20 protein-coding genes are annotated in these 16,361 nt (G+C 66.1%); 17 read left to right on the top strand and 3 right to left on the bottom strand.

Translation table 11 applies throughout. The features are described from left to right. Window positions 1–2: 2 nt before the first annotated feature. Both EPL01_RS17085 and dcd read right to left on the bottom strand, forming a co-directional pair. Window positions 3–902 (bottom strand): thiamine-phosphate synthase family protein, encoded by a 900-nt coding sequence (locus EPL01_RS17085; RefSeq protein WP_135826489.1) that lies wholly within the window; start codon window positions 900–902, stop codon window positions 3–5. Next, complete coding sequence (gene dcd, locus EPL01_RS17080) at window positions 899–1,504, bottom strand: dCTP deaminase (RefSeq protein WP_135826488.1); 606 nt, start codon at window positions 1,502–1,504, stop codon at window positions 899–901. Before dcd ends, EPL01_RS17085 begins: the two co-directional genes overlap by 4 nt. Window positions 1,505–1,587: 83 nt before the next feature. On the opposite strand from dcd, the gene pth2 reads away from it, so the two are divergent. From pth2 to EPL01_RS17015, 14 genes are all read left to right on the top strand, one after another. Continuing rightward, entirely contained in the window at window positions 1,588–1,926 is a 339-nt protein-coding gene (gene pth2 / locus EPL01_RS17075) for a peptidyl-tRNA hydrolase Pth2 (protein WP_135826487.1), read from the top strand. A 207-nt stretch (window positions 1,927–2,133) separates the two neighbouring features. After that, window positions 2,134–3,462, top strand: a complete 1,329-nt coding sequence (gene truD, locus EPL01_RS17070; RefSeq protein ID WP_135826486.1) for a tRNA pseudouridine(13) synthase TruD — start codon at window positions 2,134–2,136, stop codon at window positions 3,460–3,462. A gap of 310 nt (window positions 3,463–3,772) precedes the next feature. Continuing rightward, window positions 3,773–4,147, top strand: a complete 375-nt coding sequence (locus EPL01_RS17065; RefSeq protein WP_135826485.1) for a zinc ribbon domain-containing protein — start codon at window positions 3,773–3,775, stop codon at window positions 4,145–4,147. Between the two features lie 53 nt (window positions 4,148–4,200). Then, window positions 4,201–4,932 carry a DUF2103 domain-containing protein gene (locus EPL01_RS17060; RefSeq protein ID WP_135826484.1) on the top strand — a complete coding sequence of 244 codons (732 nt, stop codon included), beginning with the start codon at window positions 4,201–4,203 and terminating at the stop codon, window positions 4,930–4,932. A gap of 261 nt (window positions 4,933–5,193) precedes the next feature. Further along, entirely contained in the window at window positions 5,194–5,361 is a 168-nt protein-coding gene (locus tag EPL01_RS21825) for a DUF8015 family protein (RefSeq protein ID WP_168215944.1), read from the top strand. Between the two features lie 60 nt (window positions 5,362–5,421). Next, window positions 5,422–5,703, top strand: a complete 282-nt coding sequence (locus tag EPL01_RS17055) for a 50S ribosomal protein L37ae (RefSeq protein WP_135826483.1) — start codon at window positions 5,422–5,424, stop codon at window positions 5,701–5,703. Then, entirely contained in the window at window positions 5,700–5,834 is a 135-nt protein-coding gene (locus EPL01_RS17050) for a DNA-directed RNA polymerase subunit P (RefSeq protein WP_135826482.1), read from the top strand. Before EPL01_RS17055 ends, EPL01_RS17050 begins: the two co-directional genes overlap by 4 nt. 15 nt (window positions 5,835–5,849) lie before the next feature. Further along, window positions 5,850–6,128 carry a KEOPS complex subunit Pcc1 gene (locus EPL01_RS17045; RefSeq protein WP_135826481.1) on the top strand — a complete coding sequence of 93 codons (279 nt, stop codon included), beginning with the start codon at window positions 5,850–5,852 and terminating at the stop codon, window positions 6,126–6,128. Between the two features lie 403 nt (window positions 6,129–6,531). Continuing rightward, window positions 6,532–6,936, top strand: coding sequence for a prefoldin subunit beta (locus EPL01_RS17040; RefSeq protein ID WP_135826480.1), 405 nt, complete (start codon window positions 6,532–6,534; stop codon window positions 6,934–6,936). Continuing rightward, the gene (locus EPL01_RS17035; RefSeq protein WP_135826479.1) at window positions 6,937–7,179 is read left to right on the top strand and encodes a DUF3194 domain-containing protein; all 243 of its coding nucleotides are present in this window, start codon (window positions 6,937–6,939) and stop codon (window positions 7,177–7,179) included. It begins immediately after the preceding gene. A 474-nt stretch (window positions 7,180–7,653) separates the two neighbouring features. Then, on the top strand, window positions 7,654–8,601 hold the full coding sequence (locus tag EPL01_RS22640) for a DUF7342 family protein (RefSeq protein ID WP_368279634.1): 948 nt from the start codon (window positions 7,654–7,656) through the stop codon (window positions 8,599–8,601). After that, entirely contained in the window at window positions 8,601–9,053 is a 453-nt protein-coding gene (locus EPL01_RS17025) for a toxin-antitoxin system TumE family protein (RefSeq protein WP_246045732.1), read from the top strand. The genes EPL01_RS22640 and EPL01_RS17025 overlap by 1 nt, the downstream gene beginning before the upstream one ends. Before the next feature lie 156 nt (window positions 9,054–9,209). Further along, the gene (locus tag EPL01_RS17020) at window positions 9,210–9,761 is read left to right on the top strand and encodes a GMP synthase subunit A (RefSeq protein ID WP_135826478.1); all 552 of its coding nucleotides are present in this window, start codon (window positions 9,210–9,212) and stop codon (window positions 9,759–9,761) included. 467 nt (window positions 9,762–10,228) lie between these two features. Further along, window positions 10,229–12,118: a DUF2070 family protein gene (locus EPL01_RS17015; protein WP_135826477.1), complete on the top strand. Its 1,890-nt coding sequence runs from the start codon at window positions 10,229–10,231 to the stop codon at window positions 12,116–12,118. A 101-nt stretch (window positions 12,119–12,219) separates the two neighbouring features. On the opposite strand, the gene EPL01_RS17010 is transcribed toward EPL01_RS17015, so the two are convergent. Further along, entirely contained in the window at window positions 12,220–12,750 is a 531-nt protein-coding gene (locus EPL01_RS17010; protein WP_135826476.1) for a DUF7097 family protein, read from the bottom strand. A 132-nt stretch (window positions 12,751–12,882) separates the two neighbouring features. Between EPL01_RS17010 and EPL01_RS17005 the strand changes: the two genes are divergently transcribed. The 3 genes from EPL01_RS17005 to EPL01_RS16995 all read left to right on the top strand — a co-directional run bounded on the left by EPL01_RS17005 (window position 12,883) and on the right by EPL01_RS16995 (window position 16,305). After that, entirely contained in the window at window positions 12,883–13,230 is a 348-nt protein-coding gene (locus EPL01_RS17005; RefSeq protein WP_135826475.1) for a DUF192 domain-containing protein, read from the top strand. Between the two features lie 119 nt (window positions 13,231–13,349). Further along, window positions 13,350–14,594 carry an MFS transporter gene (locus tag EPL01_RS17000; RefSeq protein WP_210424180.1) on the top strand — a complete coding sequence of 415 codons (1,245 nt, stop codon included), beginning with the start codon at window positions 13,350–13,352 and terminating at the stop codon, window positions 14,592–14,594. A 109-nt stretch (window positions 14,595–14,703) separates the two neighbouring features. Beyond that, window positions 14,704–16,305: a 2-isopropylmalate synthase gene (locus EPL01_RS16995; RefSeq protein WP_135826474.1), complete on the top strand. Its 1,602-nt coding sequence runs from the start codon at window positions 14,704–14,706 to the stop codon at window positions 16,303–16,305. Window positions 16,306–16,361: the final 56 nt, after the last annotated feature.

The raw sequence follows: 16,361 nt of genomic DNA, 5'->3' as shown, positions 1-16,361 counted from the left end.
ACTCAGAGTAGTCCGCGAGCGATTTCGGCGACCGCCTCGGCGTCCTCGCCGAGAATGTAGACGATGGGTTCGACGCCGTAGCCGCCGGTGTGGTAGAGGACGGTCGCGTCCGGGTTCTCTCGGAGGGCCGCGCCGACCACCGCGTCGAGGTCGTCGTACTCGGCGTCGAACTCGGCGGTCCCGTGGCCCGCTTCTTCCAGCGCCGCAACGATGTCGGGGTCGTAGCGAATGTTCAGCGCGGCGCGGGCGTCCAGTCCGCTCCGTCTGGCGGCCAGCAGGAGCGAGGCGACGTGTTCGCTCACGCCGAACTCGGGTTCCGAGGGGATGGTGGCCTGCCCCTTCACGTCGAAGATTCGGCCGGGCACGCCCGCCACGTCGTCGATACCGTCGGCGTCGGGCGTACACTCACAGAGGTTCGACCCGACCGCCGGGATGAGCGAGGCGAACCCGCTGGCGCTTTCCACGATGGTCAGGCCCCGCCGGAGCGACGACCGGACGCGCTCTGTCACCCGGAGTTCGCTGTCTGGGTCGTGGACGTTGAAGTCGCCGCCGTGACCCGAGAGTTCGGGCATCTCCAACTCGTGAATCTCGGCGATGAGGTCCCGGTCTTCGAGTTGCCGGACGAGAATCTCGATTTCGATGAGCGCCTCGACCGGACTCATCGTCTCCTCGGCCAGTCCCTCGCTGATTCGCGCGACGAGGTTCCGGACGCGCTCGTCTTCGAGGAACCGGTCGTTTCGCTCGACCTCGCCGTTAGCGTACTTCGAGACCGCGCTCTGGCTGATGCCCAGCAGGTCGGCGACCTCGCTCTGGGTCAGGCCGCGACTGCGGAGTTCCTCGGCCAGCATCGAGCGCACGGTGGGGAGAAACTCCTCGACGACGATCTCCTCGGCGAACCTCATCTCTCTGCACCCGATTTCTGGTCGCCGCCGAACTCCTCGTCGCCGCCGATGCGGGAGGCCTGCGGCCCGGACTGTTCTTGATACTTCGACCCGCGCTCGGAACCGTAGGGTCGCTCGGCGGCCTGCCGCAACTCGGTGAAGATGAGCTGTGAGATGCGAGTGTCGGGCTTGAGCGCGACCGGCGCGGTCCCGAGATTCGAGAGTTCGAGCGTTATTTGGCCGTTGTATCCGGGGTCTACCACGCCCGCCGTGGCGTGGACCACGACCGCGAGGCGGCCGAACGACGACCGACCCTCGACGTGAGCGATGAGGTCTGCTGGAATCTCGACGCGCTCTTTGGTCGTGCCCAGCACGAAGTCGCCGGGGTGGAGGATGAACTCCTCGTCCTCCTCGACTTTCGTCTCGGTGACGTATTCGGAGACCTCCTGCTCGCTGTCGGGGTGGATGCAGGGGATGTTGGTGCGCTTGAACTCCAAGAACTCCCGGCCGAGGCGGAGGTCCACGCTCGCGGGCTGAATCTGCAGGTCCGGGTCGTCTAGCGGTTCGACTACGAGGTCGCCAGCCTCCATCCGGTCGAGGATGTCGGCGTCGGAGAGTATCATACTCGTAGCAGAGGCGGGAGGGAGGTAAAGCGTGGCGGTCCGCGAGCAGTACATCTATACGATGTCAACTCGGATTTCGTCGCATGAAACAGGCTATCGTCGCCCGCACGGACATCGGCATGGGGCAGGGAAAACTCGCCGCGCAGGTCGCGCACGCCTCGCTGTCGGCCTACGAGGACACCGGAACCAAGGCCCGCAAGCAGTGGAAGGGCGAGGGCCAAAAGAAGGTCGTCCTGAAGGCAGACGGCGAGACCGAAATCTTCGAACTCGCCGAGAAGGCCCGCGCCGAGGGCCTCCCCAACGCGGTCATCCGGGACGCCGGCCACACGCAACTCGATTCGGGCACGGTCACGGCGCTGGCGGTCGGCCCGGCAGACGACGACCTCGTGGACCAAGTGACCGGCCACCTCTCGCTGTACTGAACTCCCGACGAGAGGGCGCGCTGACGAACCAGCCGACAGTCTGGGTGGATGACCGGGCGGGGGCTTCAAGGAGTCTTCTTCTTGGCTATCCCGTCGTCCGACTCTACCATCTCGGCGTACTCAATCGTATCTACAAATCCAAATTCGAAGGTCCATCGCAGGAAGCCAGATACAAGCACCCCGACCACCAAGCACCGTCGAACACGAATGCGCGAGGCGTACCCAGTCGAGGAGGCGGTCGGCATCGAACACTTCGTCAGCGACAGCGACGGTACCGGCGGGCGACTCCGGGCCGCTCCCGAGGACTTCCGGGTCCGCGAGGTCGAGCGGTTCGAGGCCGAACCCGCCGACGCCGACGCGGGGGCGTACCCTCACCTCGTAATCCGGGCGACCCTGCGGGAGTGGGACACCAACGACTTCGCCAAGCGCCTGTCGGACGCGCTGGGAATCAGCCGCGAGCGCGTCTCGTGGGCCGGAACCAAGGACAAGTACGCCGTCACGACTCAGTTGTTCACCCTCCGGAAGATAGACGAGTCGGACCTCGCGGACGTGTCCATCTACGACGCCGACGTCGAGGTGCTGGGTCGGTCCGGGCGCGGACTGGAGTTCGGCGATTTGGCTGGCAACGAGTTCGAAATCGTCGTCAGCGACCCCGAGAACCCGGAGAACGCCGAGGAGATTCGGAGCGAACTCGAAGACTGGGCAGGAGAACCACTCGGCGTCCCCAACTTCTTCGGTCAGCAGCGATTCGGCAGTCGGCGGCCGGTCACCCACGAGGTCGGCCTCCACGTCGTCCGCGGCGAGTGGGAGGAGGCCGTCCGGGCCTACGTCGGCAATCCCTACGACACCGAACCCGAGGGGAGCCAGCAGGCCCGCCGCGAAGTCGAGGAGGCCTTCGCGGAGCGCGACTGGCAGGCCGCGCTGGAGGCCGTCCCCCCGCGGCTCGGATTCGAGCGTTCGATGCTGAACGCGCTGGTCGAGTCCGGCGGCGACTCGCCAGCGGACTTCCGTGCGGCGCTGGAGGCCGTGCCCTCGAACCTCCAGCGACTCTTCGTCAACGCCGCCCAGTCGTTCGCCTTCAATCGAATCCTGAGCGAGCGACTCGCTCGCGGGCTTCCCTTCGACCGTCCGGTCGCGGGCGACGTGGCCTGCTTCGCCGAGGAGGTAGACGGCGTGACGATTCCGGACCCCGACCGCGAACAGCGCGTCACCGAGCGCCGCGTCGAGACGGTCGCCCGCCATTGCGAGCGAGGTCGGGCGTTCGTGACCGCGCCGCTGGTCGGCACCGAGACAGAGTTGGCGGGGGGCGAACCGGGCGAAATCGAGCGCGAGGTGTTCGAGGAGTTGGACTTGGCCCCCGAGGACTTCGACCTGCCGGGCGAGTTCCACTCGACGGGGACCCGGCGGGCGATTCTTGTCAGGACTGACCTCGAAATCGAGCAGAATCCGCTGACGTTCGACTTCGCGCTCCCGAAGGGGTCGTACGCGACTGTCGTCCTGCGGGAGTTCATGAAGGCAGACCCCGCAGACGAGTGATGTCGTCCACTACGCGACCACTCCGCCACCGCACCGCCACCACTCCACTACCGCACCGCCACCACTCCACTACCGCACCGCGCCCCGTACCTCCCCGCCCGCCGCGCGCAGTTCCGCGCGCGGCGGGCGCGTCCCGTGGTCTATGACCGTCCCAAGTGACCATCCAGAGGTGAATCGGTTTCGTCACTAGACACAGTTATTCATTTGTTTGACACTACTGTAGAAAGTATAAAGAATTGTTTTCATTTCTTAGCTTCGCTTCTCGGGGAGCCTCAAACCATTTCCCCGAAGCCGTCGTACCCGACTTCGAATGAGCTACAGCAACAGAAGCGAGCGCCTCCAGCGCGAAATCGACGACGCCATCGCCGACGGGTGGCGAATCGAGTCCGAGACGCCCGACCGGGTCGTCCTCGTCAAGCGAAACCTCGGGAGCATCGGCGTCCACCTGATTCTGGCGGTCCTGACCGGCTGGTGGTCGTTCGGCGTCGTCAACCTCGTCTACGGCGCGTACAAGTATCTGAACGACTCCCGACGTCGGGTCCTCCGCGACGGCGAGGCCTGCCCCGAGTGCGGCGTCTCGGTCGCGCCGGGCGCGAGCTACTGCCAGAACTGCGGGACCGACCTCCCCGGATTCGAAGCGGACGCCGCGACAGCGACTGGAACCGAGACCACGCGGACGGAGTGAGGCCCCCGAACCAAAGCACCGAGGTTAAATTCGGCGGCGAGTTACCCCCGACCATGGACTGTCGGCAATGCGCGTCCCCCCTCGAACGACCGGGCGACTACTGTCTGGTCTGTCGGACGCCCAACGCCGACGCCGTAGTGCTGGAACTCGACCGCGACCACGCGACCCTGACGATGTTAGACGACGAGGAGGTCGTCGGCAAGACCGACGTGAGTACCACGCCCGAGGAGGGCGGCGAGGCGGGCGTGGTCGAACTCCGGAACTTCGCGGGCCGGGTCGCCGACGAGGTCCGGCGCAAGCGCCCCGAGGAGATTTACGCCGCGGGCGACCGCGAGGTCCTCCGGGCCGCCCGCGACCAGCTCCACCACTCGTTCTACCGCGTCGGTGACGGCGACGAGGCCGAGGACCCCGTCGAGGCCGTCCTCGCGCGCCGGGGCGACCGGGCGCTCGAAGTCGTGGAGGCCTCGCCAGCCGAGAAACTCGGCGGGAGCCACTCGACGCTCATCGGCGACCGGGCGGGCCGGACGGCGATTCAGACCGTCGCCGGGCACCCCCACGTCAAGAAGATTATTCCGGGTCCCATCGACGCTGGCGGGTCGGGAAGCCGGACCGGCGTCCGGGCGAAGGCGACCCGCGCCGACGAGAACGGCAACGTCCGACTGCTTCTTCGGGACGGTTCGAGCGTGCAGGAGAACCGCGTCGTCACGACCGCGATGGACCGCGAGCGCGGCGAGCGCGTCCGGGCCGACCTCAACGACGCGCTGGCCGAGGCGGAGTTGCAGTAGGGCGGCCGGGCAGGGCCGAGGCCGCCTCACAGTAGGGCGGCCGGGCAGGGCCGAGGCCGCCTCACAGTAGGGCGGCCGGGTAGGGCCGAGGCCGCCTCACAGTAAAACGAGCGCCGGTTCGACCGCCGGAAAGCCGACCGTAGCCCGACTTAGGCACCGCGTAGCTATGACTATCGGCGTCGAAATCGCTGTCGGGGCCACGAGGTCTGCCAGCTCGAAGCCCCAAGCTTCTTGGCGGTGGTAATTATATTTAATTACGCAATGGTCAGCCACTACGACGCGGTCCTCGCGGCCATTCCGCTCCTCTCGGGTGTGGGGGTGCTGGTCGGCCAACTCACGGGACTGCCGGGCGCGATTGCGGGGTTCGCGGCCTCGCTCGCGGTCATCGGCCACGAACTGTTCAACCCGCCCTTCCGCGACGACGGGTGACCGACGCGACCGACTCGACTCAAAGGCTTTATCAGCGCGCCGGATTAAATTCGCAGTACTATGGCCGAAGGCACCAAAAGTCGAACCGGTAGTGCCGGTCGATTCGGTGCGCGATACGGGCGGGTCGCCCGCAAGCGCGTCGCCGACATCGAGAGCGACATGAACGACGACCACACCTGTCCCGACTGTGGCTCGGACGCCGTGGACCGTCAGGGCACGGGCATCTGGCAGTGTGGCCGGTGTGGCTACAAGTACGCGGGCGGTACCTACCGCCCCGAGACGCCCGCGGGTCGGACGGTCAAACGCTCCATCCGCGCCGCGCTCGGCGAAGACGAAGAATGAGCTACAAGTGTTCGCGGTGTAAGCGCGACGTGGAACTCGACGAGTACGGCGGCGTTCGCTGCCCGTACTGCGGGCACCGCGTCCTCCTGAAAGAGCGGAGCCGCGACGTGAAGGAAATCGAAGTACAGTAACTCATCCTGCTCTCTATGGGCGACGGACCGACCCGACAGGCTCGCTCCCATCGCCCCCACGACGCGACGCTTCGATTCGAATACGACTCGCCTACGCGCGCGAAGACCGTGGCCAACGCCGTCGCACAGGAAGTCGGCGAAATCGACGGCGACCGCTCGGCCGCGACGGTCGAGCGCGAGGACGAATCTGTCGTGGTCCGCGTCGTCGCCGACGACCTTGTGGCCCTCCGCGCCGGGTGTAACACGTGGGGGTCGCTGGTCGAAGTGGCGGAGCGAACTTCGGAGTTGGCGTGAATCGGCGGGTTCGTTCGACGTTACTTTCCCCTGCGGTCGGCGCGCGCTGGTGCGGCCTCTCGTGGCCGCACTCTCGTCGCGCGAGGGATGAGTAGCGCAGGTCGGAGCGAAGCGGAGACTGAGCAACGCAATCGGTTGGGGAGGCGTGTGGCCGTCGCGGTGCTGTGCGGTGACTCCTCGGCTTCGGGAGTAGCTAGCTCCGTTCATCTTTCTTCCTCACAACCTCCCTTCTTCCTCCACCGATGGACCCACTTCCGACGCCGTCTCTGAAACACCGAGGAGACAGTCCATCGCCCTCGAAAGCAGTTACCTCCTTACCACCATCGAGAGCCACAGAAACGCACCAAAGTCGGCCGAAACCCGAAAGCGGGGGTTTTTCTGTCCGGGCCGCATTCCCGTAGGTATGCAGGGTAATCTGCCACCGGAAGCACAAGAGAAACTCGAAGAGCTTCAGGACCTACAGGAGACCGCACAGCAGGTCGCCGCCCAGAAGAACCAGGCCGAGACCCAGCTCAACGAGGCCGAGACGGCGCTCGACGAGCTCGACGACATCGACGAGGACACCACGATGTACCGCGAGGTCGGCGAACTCCTCGTCAAGACCGGCTACGACGAGGCCCAGGACGACCTCGAGGAGAAGGTCGACAGCCTCGAAATCCGCGTCGAAACCCTCGAAAAGCAGGAGGAGCGCGTCCAAGAGCAGTTCGAGAGCCTCCAGTCCGAGCTGCAGAACATGCTCGGCGGCGGCGGTGGCGGCCCCGGCGGCCCGCAGGGTCCCGGCATGGGCGGCGGCGCTGGCGGCGCATAAATGCCGACTGACGACGAAGTCGTTCAGACGGCCGCCGAGGCCGCGGAAGGCCTCATCCTCTCTCGGCTCCCCAACTCGGCGGTCAAGGACCTCGACGTGACGGTCTCGTTCGAGGAGGGCATCCTCGACGTGGACGTGTACCTCAACGCGCCCGAGGCCGACGACGAGGAGCAAATCGCCGAGGACGCCGCCCTCGCGGCGCGCTCGGCGGTCGACGAACTATTCGCCGACGCCGAGGACTGAGTACTCCTCGGTCCGGCTTTCTTATTCGTTAGTTCGGTAGGTGTGGCTTTGGCGGTTGTGCGGCGTTAGAGACACAATTATATTTGTTAGAGATATAATAAATGTCAAACAGAGGGGTAGTGGCTTCTATCGAAGACGAACGGAAGAGGGGTGAACGTTTCTCGAAGCCTCCGTCTACTTGCGTTGTCTCAGTGCCGAATCGACAGACACCGTAGTCGTGAACGCTTCTTGAAGCCCCGCCCGCTCGCGGTCGCGGGCTTCGGCGGCCTCTACGCAGTCCTGCGAATTCGGGACCGCCTCGGCTGAGCGCGGGCCGAACAAACACCACAAGACATTTTACCCGTCCCTGAATTGCGATGAAACACCGCGGGTAGGGGTACCTTGCGGTGTTCTTTCGACGCCAACCGACAGTCGCATCGCTCGGAAAACTGGTGGGAACGAACAGTTAACATCCGAGCGACCCACAACCTACTGATGAGCGTTTTGACCGGGTTCACCGTGCCGGGCGAGGACTTCCTCTTAGAGTGGACGCTCGAGAGCGTCTCCGAGATGCGCATCGAAATCGAGCGCGTGGCGGTCGAGGACGACGTGACCCCGTACTTCTGGGCCGCGGACGACGACTTCGAGAGCCTCGACGGCGAGCCGGTCACGTTCAGCCTCGACGGCGAGATTCGGGAGTTCGAGCGCGTGACGCTCGACGCTCGGCCGGGGGCGCTCCGGGTGAGAGTCGGCGAGGGGTACGAGACGACCCCGTGGCGGTGTGAACGAGGTAGGAATATAGCCCTTCGGCAAAGAACTATACTACTCTGGCGTGAATGCATCGGTATGACCGAGAAGACACCGCCCGACTCGGTCGAAGACGTCGACGCGGCGGTCGCAGACGAGTGGAAAGACCAGACGACGCCGTACGAGCGCGTCAGAGAGGTCGTCAGTCGAACCTACGAACCAGCATCCGCAGAGGAGGTCGCAGACGACGCGCTCACGTCCCCCAAAACGGCACGCAAGCATCTCGAAACGTTAGCCAGCGACGGATTCGTTGCGACGACAGCGAGCGAAACCGGCGGAACGCGGTACCGACGTGCACCCGACTCGCTCGTCCTGGAACAAGCGACAGACCTTCTCTCGGAGGTGTCCGTGGACGAACTGCAGGCGCGAGCGTCGGAGATGCGCTGTACGCTTCAGGACTTTCAAAATCGGTACGACGCCCAATCCCCGGACGACTTGTCCATCGACCTGACGAACGAGACGCTCGGTGAGTCGCCATCACGCGACGAACCCGACTCGGAAGAGATCACCGAGTGGCGAACGACGCGCCGAAATCTCGCGCTCGTGAACGCCGCGCTCTCCATCGCAAACGCTCGGAAGTTCGTGACTGACGACGGTTCTCGCTCGGGCCGAGGAGCCATCTCGCACGGTGACTGATGAGAGGGAACGGACTGCAAGACGGCGAAGTCGAGATTGACAATGCAGGAGGAGGCGAGCACGACCAGCAGGAGTCCCACACCCTCCGCGGGCCGGTCGACAGAGCTGCGCTCATCACGATTCGGGACGAGCTCGAGTCGAGAGAACCGCTCTCGACGCCCGCTTTGGACGATTTCGTGAATCCGACCGTGCTGGAGGTCGGCCTCGACGACGGACTCCTCAGCGCGGATAGCGCGCGAATCGACGTGCGATGGACCACCAAGGACGACTACAAGTTTCACTACACCGACCCGACCGGCCGGAACCTTCGCTGGGGAAATCATCCCCACGACGGCGATTACGTTCGGGTTGCCGGGACTGAACACTACCATCCGCCGCCGGACGCCTCCTCGGACCCGGAAGTGGTCGAGACCTCTTGCATCGAACAATCTCCGGAGAAGTTGGTCACGTGAGCAATCCTCAAGTTGTGGCGAACGGCGTACCACCGCGAGTCGCTCGACGCACTCAACTCGGCGACGAATCCGCCGTAAAGTCGTTCACGGCGGTAGCCAGTTCTCCGTCTCCCGTCATCGAACGCCTTTAGTAGCGGTGCTAACTACGATTCGCCAATGACTCGTATCGTCGTGGTCGACAACCACGGGCAGTTCACGCACCTCGAACACCGGGCATTGCGCGACATGGGCGTCGAGACCGAAATCATCGACAACACCACGCCGCCGGAGGAGATAGAGGCAGACGGACTCGTCCTCTCGGGCGGTCCCGACATCGAAGACATCGGCAACTGCGCCGACTATCTGGAACTCGACGTGCCGGTGCTGGGCATCTGTCTCGGCATGCAGGTCATCGCCGACGAACTCGGCGGTCGGGTCGGCGGCGGCGAGTACGGCGGCTACGCCGACGTGAACGTCGAGATTCTCGACGAGGAGGACCCCCTCGTCGGTTCGCTCGCCCCCGAGACTCGCGTCTGGGCCAGCCACGCCGACGAGGTCAAGGAAGTCCCCGAGGGCTTCGCCCGGACCGCGACCAGCGACGTCTGCGGCGTCGAGGCGATGGCCGACCCCGAGCGAGACCTCTACGGCGTCCAGTGGCACCCCGAGGTGGCCCACACCGAGGAGGGCGAGGAGGTCTTCGAGAACTTCCGGGCAATCTGCGAGGCGTAGGCGTTCTTCTCTCGTGGTTCGGTAATCGTGGGTTTTCTGTTTAGTGAGCCTTGGAGAGCGTGAGCGCGAACAGCAGTGCAGATGTGGCTATGTCTTCTTGAAGCCCCCGCTCGGTCGCGGTCGCTGAGGGACATATCTGCGCCTCTCCGCGCCGGAAGACAAACCGCGTCTTCCGAGCCATTGCCTCACTTCGTTCGGCAAGACACCGCCCGGCGCAGATAGAGGTCCCTCAGGCGACTAAACTGGACGCGACCGACCGGCCCCTTCATCCCACCCTGTTGGACTGTCTCACCGAGCGCGTCCTGTCGGTTGGTCGGCCGAGCGCATCCTCGTGGTCTGTTCCACCGAGCGCACGCCGTCGCGGGTGTCACCGACCCCCCGCCCTCTGCCGATTGGTGGTAGATAACGACGAGTTACGACGGGCGCGGAGTGCCACCTTTTATCCTTCCCCGCCGAAAGTCCCGAGTATGACAGCGACGCAGGGCGACCTCGCAAGCCTCTCGCGGTACATCTTCCGCGCGCCGCGGTGGTACGCCAGCGTGACGTTCGCGCTCCTCGTTGCGGCCGTCGCGGGCGTCGGGGCGTTCGACGCGGGGTTCGTACTGGAGGACGCGTGGCAGGGCGTGTTCTTCATCGGCGTACCGACCGTCGTCGCCAGCCTTCTGACTACCCCGGTAGACCGCCGACTCGGCGGCCAACTGACCTACAACCGGTCGTCGCTGCTGGCGCTGACCTGCGAGGGCATCATCGTGGCGATTATGGCGGGCGCGGGAGCCGTGGCAGTCCTCTCGCAGCGACTCGGCCAGCAGTTCGTCTTCGACGCGCTCATCGTCGGACTGGCCTCCGTGTTCGCGCTCCGCCTGCTGGTCGTGATGGCGGTCTCGGGCCGCTCCGTCCTCGTCGCGGCGGTCCCCGCCAGCCTCCAGACCGGCGCGGCCGCCGTCCTGTTTTTCATCTACAGCGGGACGATGAAGTATCTCCACGTCGGCGGCGGGCCGATAGTCGAGGTGTTCTTCAACCGGGTCGAGGAGGCCCCGCGCGCCCTGAACGTCATTGAGCTACAGGACTTCGCGCTGCTGGCGCTGATGTGTTTCATCTACGGCTTCGCGGTCTGGGCGTTCGTCAAGTTCATCGACCGGCCGTGGAAGCGAAGCCTCGGCGTGAGCGTGCTGGACTTCCTCCGGGGGTTCATCGGCCACATCGCCGAGGGGACCACCGAACTCGAAGACTTCTTCGAGGACATCGGCGAGGAGGCCGTCGTGCCCGTCACGGTGCTGGCCTTCCGCAGACCCGGCGACGGTTCGGAGAAGGCCCGGTTCGTCCTGCCGATGATTCACCCCGGTCCGATGGGCGAAATCGGCGGGGGCAACCTGCCCCAGCGCGTCGCGGAGTCGGCGGAAGGCGTCGCCTTCCCGCCCCACGCCACCGCGGGCCACGACTTCAACCTCGTCACCGAGCGCGAGGTCGAGACGCTGGTCGAGACGGCCAACGAGGCGTTCGCGGACATCGAGTACCACGACACCGCGACCCCGGCGGTCCGAGTCCAAGAGGGCGACGCCAAAATCGTCGGGCAGGCGTTCGGCGACGACGCCCTGCTGGTGGCGACCTACTCGCCGGAGTTCGCCGACGACGTGGAGTACGCGGTCGGCCTCTCGGCGGCCGCAGAGGCCCGCTCGGCGGGCGTCGAGGACGTGATGCTCGTGGACGCCCACAACTGCAACAACGGGTTGGAGGGACCGGACCTCGGCCACGTCTACCCCGGAAGCGAGCGCTCGTTCGACATGATGCAGGCCGCTGGCGAGGCGGGCGACCGACTCGCCGAGTCCGAGCAGGCCCCCATCCGGATGGGCGTCGCGTGGGACGAGACCGAGTGGGAACCCCTCGACGGCATCGGGCCGCTCGGGGTCCGGGTCACGATTCTGGAAATCGGCGACCACCGCACTATCTACGTCCTCGTGGACGGCAACAACATGGAACCCGGCCTGCGCGACCGCATCGTGGCGGCGCTGACCGCGCCCGATTCCGGCGCCGCCGCCGACGAAGCCGAGGTCATGACCACCGACACCCACGTCGTGAATCAGGTCGAGGCCTCGAATCAGGTCGGCGAAGCCATCGACGGCGACGAACTCCTCGACGTCGTTCAGCGACTGGTCGCCGAGGCGGCCGACGACGTGGAACCGGTCGAGGCGGGCATGGCCAGCGAGCGCGCCGAGGTCACGGTGTTCGGTAACGACCGCACCGAGACGCTCGCCAGCCACGCCAATGCGGTCATGTCGATGGGCGCGGCGCTGGCCGCGACGGTCATCATGGCCGCGATGGCCGTGAGCCTCCTCATCTTCTTCCTCGCGTCGTCGTAACGCCAGAGAGAAGTGTTTTTATTTCCTAAGGAAAGGAAAATAGTCCTTTGGGACAGGGTTTTCTTTGTTCAGGGCGTCGTTTGGTGGGCGACCCGAATCCACTACCCGTCATCTAAATCGAACCGCTCCGCCGCGGACTCGAAACTCGCCTCCGACTGCTCGCGCGACCGTCTGCCCTCCTTCTCGGCGATGGCTTCCGGGTCGGGGTTCACGTCGTCGTCGATGCGCGCCCACGACTTGTGGACCTTGGCGTGGCACCACCGACAGAGGTAGACCGTAATCTCGTGGCTCAGGGTCTCGCCCTCTCCCGCGTACGAGAGGTGGTGTTCTTCGAGGAGCGGGCGCTCGTCGGAGTGGGCCATCCGGCGCTCCTCCAGTCCGCACCGGATGCACTCCCGGTGGCGGTTCCGGCACCGGTAGTGCGGGCAGTCCTCCCAGTTCCAGTCTCCATCGGGGTCCGCGGCGGGGCATCGGAGGTCCTCCTCGCGGCGCTCGCGGGCGAACTCGGGGTCGTGTTCGGGGTACTCGAAGGCGTACCGGCACTTGCCCTCGTCGGTGAGACGGTCGCAGACCCCGGCGTGGTCGTAGGGGTCGTCCACGCCGACGGGGGTTCCGGAGGGCGTCTCCTTCATCGGGAGGGAGTTGTTCGTCTTGGGTTAAAAGCATACGGCGATGGAGTGGGTAGCAGAGAAAGGACGGTAGTGACGAACCGGATTAGAAACTGGACGGAAACGCTTTTCTCGCCGCCGCGAACACCTCCGAGCGTGCGACTGGTACGCGACGACGGCCGGACCGAGCAAGTTCTCGCCACCGAGGTCGAGACCGCGGATTCGTTCCTCTCGCGGGCCCGCGGCCTGATGTTCCGGCGGTCGATTCCCGACGACTACGCGCTGGTCTTCGAGTTCGAGGAGGCCGGGATGCGTGACGTTCACATGGTTTTCGTCCCCTTCCCGCTCGACGTGCTGTGGCTTCGAGACGACGAGGTCCAGCACAAAGAGCGCCTCTCGGCGTGGACCGGGCTGGCGAAGGCCGAGGCCGACCGACTCGTGGAACTTCCGGCGGGGAGCGCGGACGGCGTTTCGGTCGGCGACACGGTGCGTCTGAAGGGATAACTCGCCCGGCGTCGGTGGGTTCGGCAGTTCGGTTCCGGCGGTTCGGTCCCGCCGTATTACGATTCCCCCGATTCGGTCATAACAACTGGTTTCTAAATCGGCACACGTCGTCTCGCGTGATGGCACGCCACGACGAGTCGCGTCGCATCCCGACCGCCGCGGTCCTCAAGTACTACGCCTACAAGGCGACGAAGGCGGTCGAGTTCTACCGGCCCGTGATGTACCTGTACTTCCTCGCGCAGGGGCTGTCGTTCACCCAAATCGCGCTGCTGGAGGCCGCGTACAACGTGACGACCGTCCTCGGCGAGGTGCCGACAGGCTACGTCGGCGACCGCATCGGCCGCCGGAACAGCCTGCTGGTCGGGACCGGCCTCATCGCGGTCACGCTCGTCGCTATCGGTCTCGCGGGGTCGTTCCTCGCTCTGCTCGGACTCTACGTCTGCTGGTCGATGGGGTACAACTTCCGGTCGGGGAGCGAGGACGCGTGGCTCTACGACACGCTCACCGACGACCTCTCGGAGGACCAGTTCTCCCGAGTCCGGGGACGCGGCGAATCGGTCTCGCTCCTTACCGGCGTGGTCGCCGCGGTCATCGGCGGCTATCTGGGCGACATCGACCTCTCGTACCCCTTCTTCGTCGCGGCGGGCGTCACCGCGCTCGGTCTCCTCGCCCTGCTGTCGTTCTCGGAACCCGACACCTACGAGCAGACCGATTCCGACGACCTCTCGCTCCGGCGGAGCCTCGGCATCGTCCGCGACGCGGTGACCAACCGCCGGATTCGGGCGTTCGTGATCTACTACTACGTCCTGTTCGCGGCGGTCCTCTATCTGGTGTTCATGTTCGTCCAGCCGATCTTCGAGACGGTGGTCGTGGACCTCGGCGTCGACCCGTCGCGCGTCGAGTCGCTCATCGGGTGGTACTACGCCGGAATCAGCCTCGTCGGGGCCGGATTCAGCTACTACGCCGGGGCCATCAAGGACCGAATCGGCCTCCGGACGTGGTTCCTCGTCCTCCCGTTCGCGGTCGGCGCGGCGCTGGTCGGGATGTACCTCGTCCCGGTGCTGGCGCTCCCGGTCCTGCTTCTGGCGCGGGGCATCGCCGACACCACGCGGGCGCTGGCCAGCCAGTACGTCAACGACCGCATCGAGTCGGTCGGCCGGGCGACGGTCCTGAGCGCGATGGCGATGGTCAGCGGCCTGACCGTGATTCCCTTCCAGTTGGGAAGCGGCGCGGTGTCGGACCTCTCGTCGCCGCTGCTCGCGCTGGCGATCGCCGGAGGAGTCCTGATAGTCGGGTCGCTTTCGGTGCTGGTCTGGGAGGTTCCGGTGGCCGCGGATGCAGGTGCGAGCGAAGTCGGCGAGTGAGGTAAGGCCGCCGAGGCGGAGCGAATGAGTCGGTCCGACAGTCCGGTCTGTCACAAGGCCCTCCTTAACTCTCCGCTCGTGAAAGCGACTGCGTGGTCAAGCATGGCCAGTGAACGATTTATTCGGGGGCTTCCCCGATAACACATCTCCATCGAATCCGGACGTACAGGACGCAGAACACGACGACAGCGGCTCGGACCGCGACGTTCGACTCCTCGACACCACGCTTCGGGACGGCGAGCAAGCGCCGGGCGTCTCGATGTCGCCCGACGAGAAGGCCGAGATAGCTACCGCGCTCGACCGGGCGGGCGTCTCGGTAATCGAGGCCGGGAGCGCCTGCACCGGCGACGGCGAGCGCGCGACCATCGAGCGAGTGGCCGACCTCGGGTTGGACGCTCGCGTGACGAGTTTCGCCCGCGGCGTCCAGCGCGACGTGGACCTCGCGCTCGACTGCGGGGTGGACGGGGTGAACCTCGTCGTCCCCGCCAGCGACCGCCACGTCGAGCAGAAAGTCGGCTCCTCGCGCGACGAGGTCGTCGAGAAGACCGCCGAGTTGGTGGCCTACGCCAAAGACCACGGCCTCTGGGTCGAGGTCATCGGCGAGGACGGCTCTCGGGCGAGTCTCGACTTCCTCGAACGCCTCGCCGAGGAGTCTCACGACGCCGGAGCGGACCGGTTCTGCTTCGCCGACACGGTGGGTCACGCCGGACCGGAACGGGCCTACGAGGCCGTCTCGCTCCTCGCCGAGTACGGGCCGACCAGCACCCACACCCACGACGACTTGGGACTCGGGATGACCAACGCCCTCGCCAGCGTCGCTGGCGGGGCCGATTTGGTCCACGCCACGGTCAACGGCGTCGGCGAGCGAGCGGGCAACGTCGCGCTGGAGGAGGTCGCCATCGCGCTCGACCACGCCTACGGCGTCGAGACGGTCGAGACGACCGAACTCTACGACCTCGCGCGGGTCGTCGCCGAGGCGACCGACGTCCCGCTCGCGCCGAACAAGGCCGTCGTCGGCGAGAACGCCTTCGCCCACGAGTCGGGCATCCACACCGACGGCACGCTCAAGGACGAGCGGATGTACGAACCCTACCCGCCCGAGAAGGTGGGCCGGGAGCGCCGCCTCGTCCTCGGCAAGCACACCGGCAGAGCGGGCGCGAAGGCCGCCCTGCAAGAACACGGCGTCGAGGTCAGCGACGACGAACTCCGCGAGGTGGTCGCCCGCGTGCAGGACCTCGCCGAGCGGAACAAGCGCGTGACCGACGCCGACCTGCTCGCCATCGCCGAGGACGTGCAGGGCCGCGAGCGCGACCGGCGCATCGAACTGCGGGAACTCACCGCCACCAGCGGCGGAGCCATCCCGACAGCGAGCGTGGAACTCGAAGTGGACGGCGACCGGCGCGTCGCCAGCGGGACCGGCGACGGTCCGGTGGACGCCGCGGTTACTGCGGTCCGCGAGGCCGTCTCCGGGTCGCCGGACTCGCCCTCGGTCGCGGCCGACGCGGTTCTAGAATCCTACCACGTGGACGCGATTACGGGCGGCACCGACGCGGTCGTGACGGTCGAGGTCGAGATGACCCGTGGCGACCGCTCGGTGACCGTCGCCGCCAGCGACGGCGACATCACCAGCGCGAGCGTCACCGCGATGGTGGACGCGCTCGACCGCCTCCTCGTGGCCGACGAACCCGAACCCGCGACCGCCGACGACTGACCGAGGCAAACGTCCTGCATCAGTACGGAATCTTCTTCATTTCTTTACGAATTGTA

Origin of the sequence: Halorussus ruber, from assembly GCF_004765785.1 — an archaeon.
GTDB classification, from domain to species: Archaea; Halobacteriota; Halobacteria; order Halobacteriales; family Haladaptataceae; genus Halorussus; species Halorussus ruber.
Note: the sequence above shows the minus strand (reverse complement) of the source record. Positions and strands in the feature narration are given on the sequence as shown.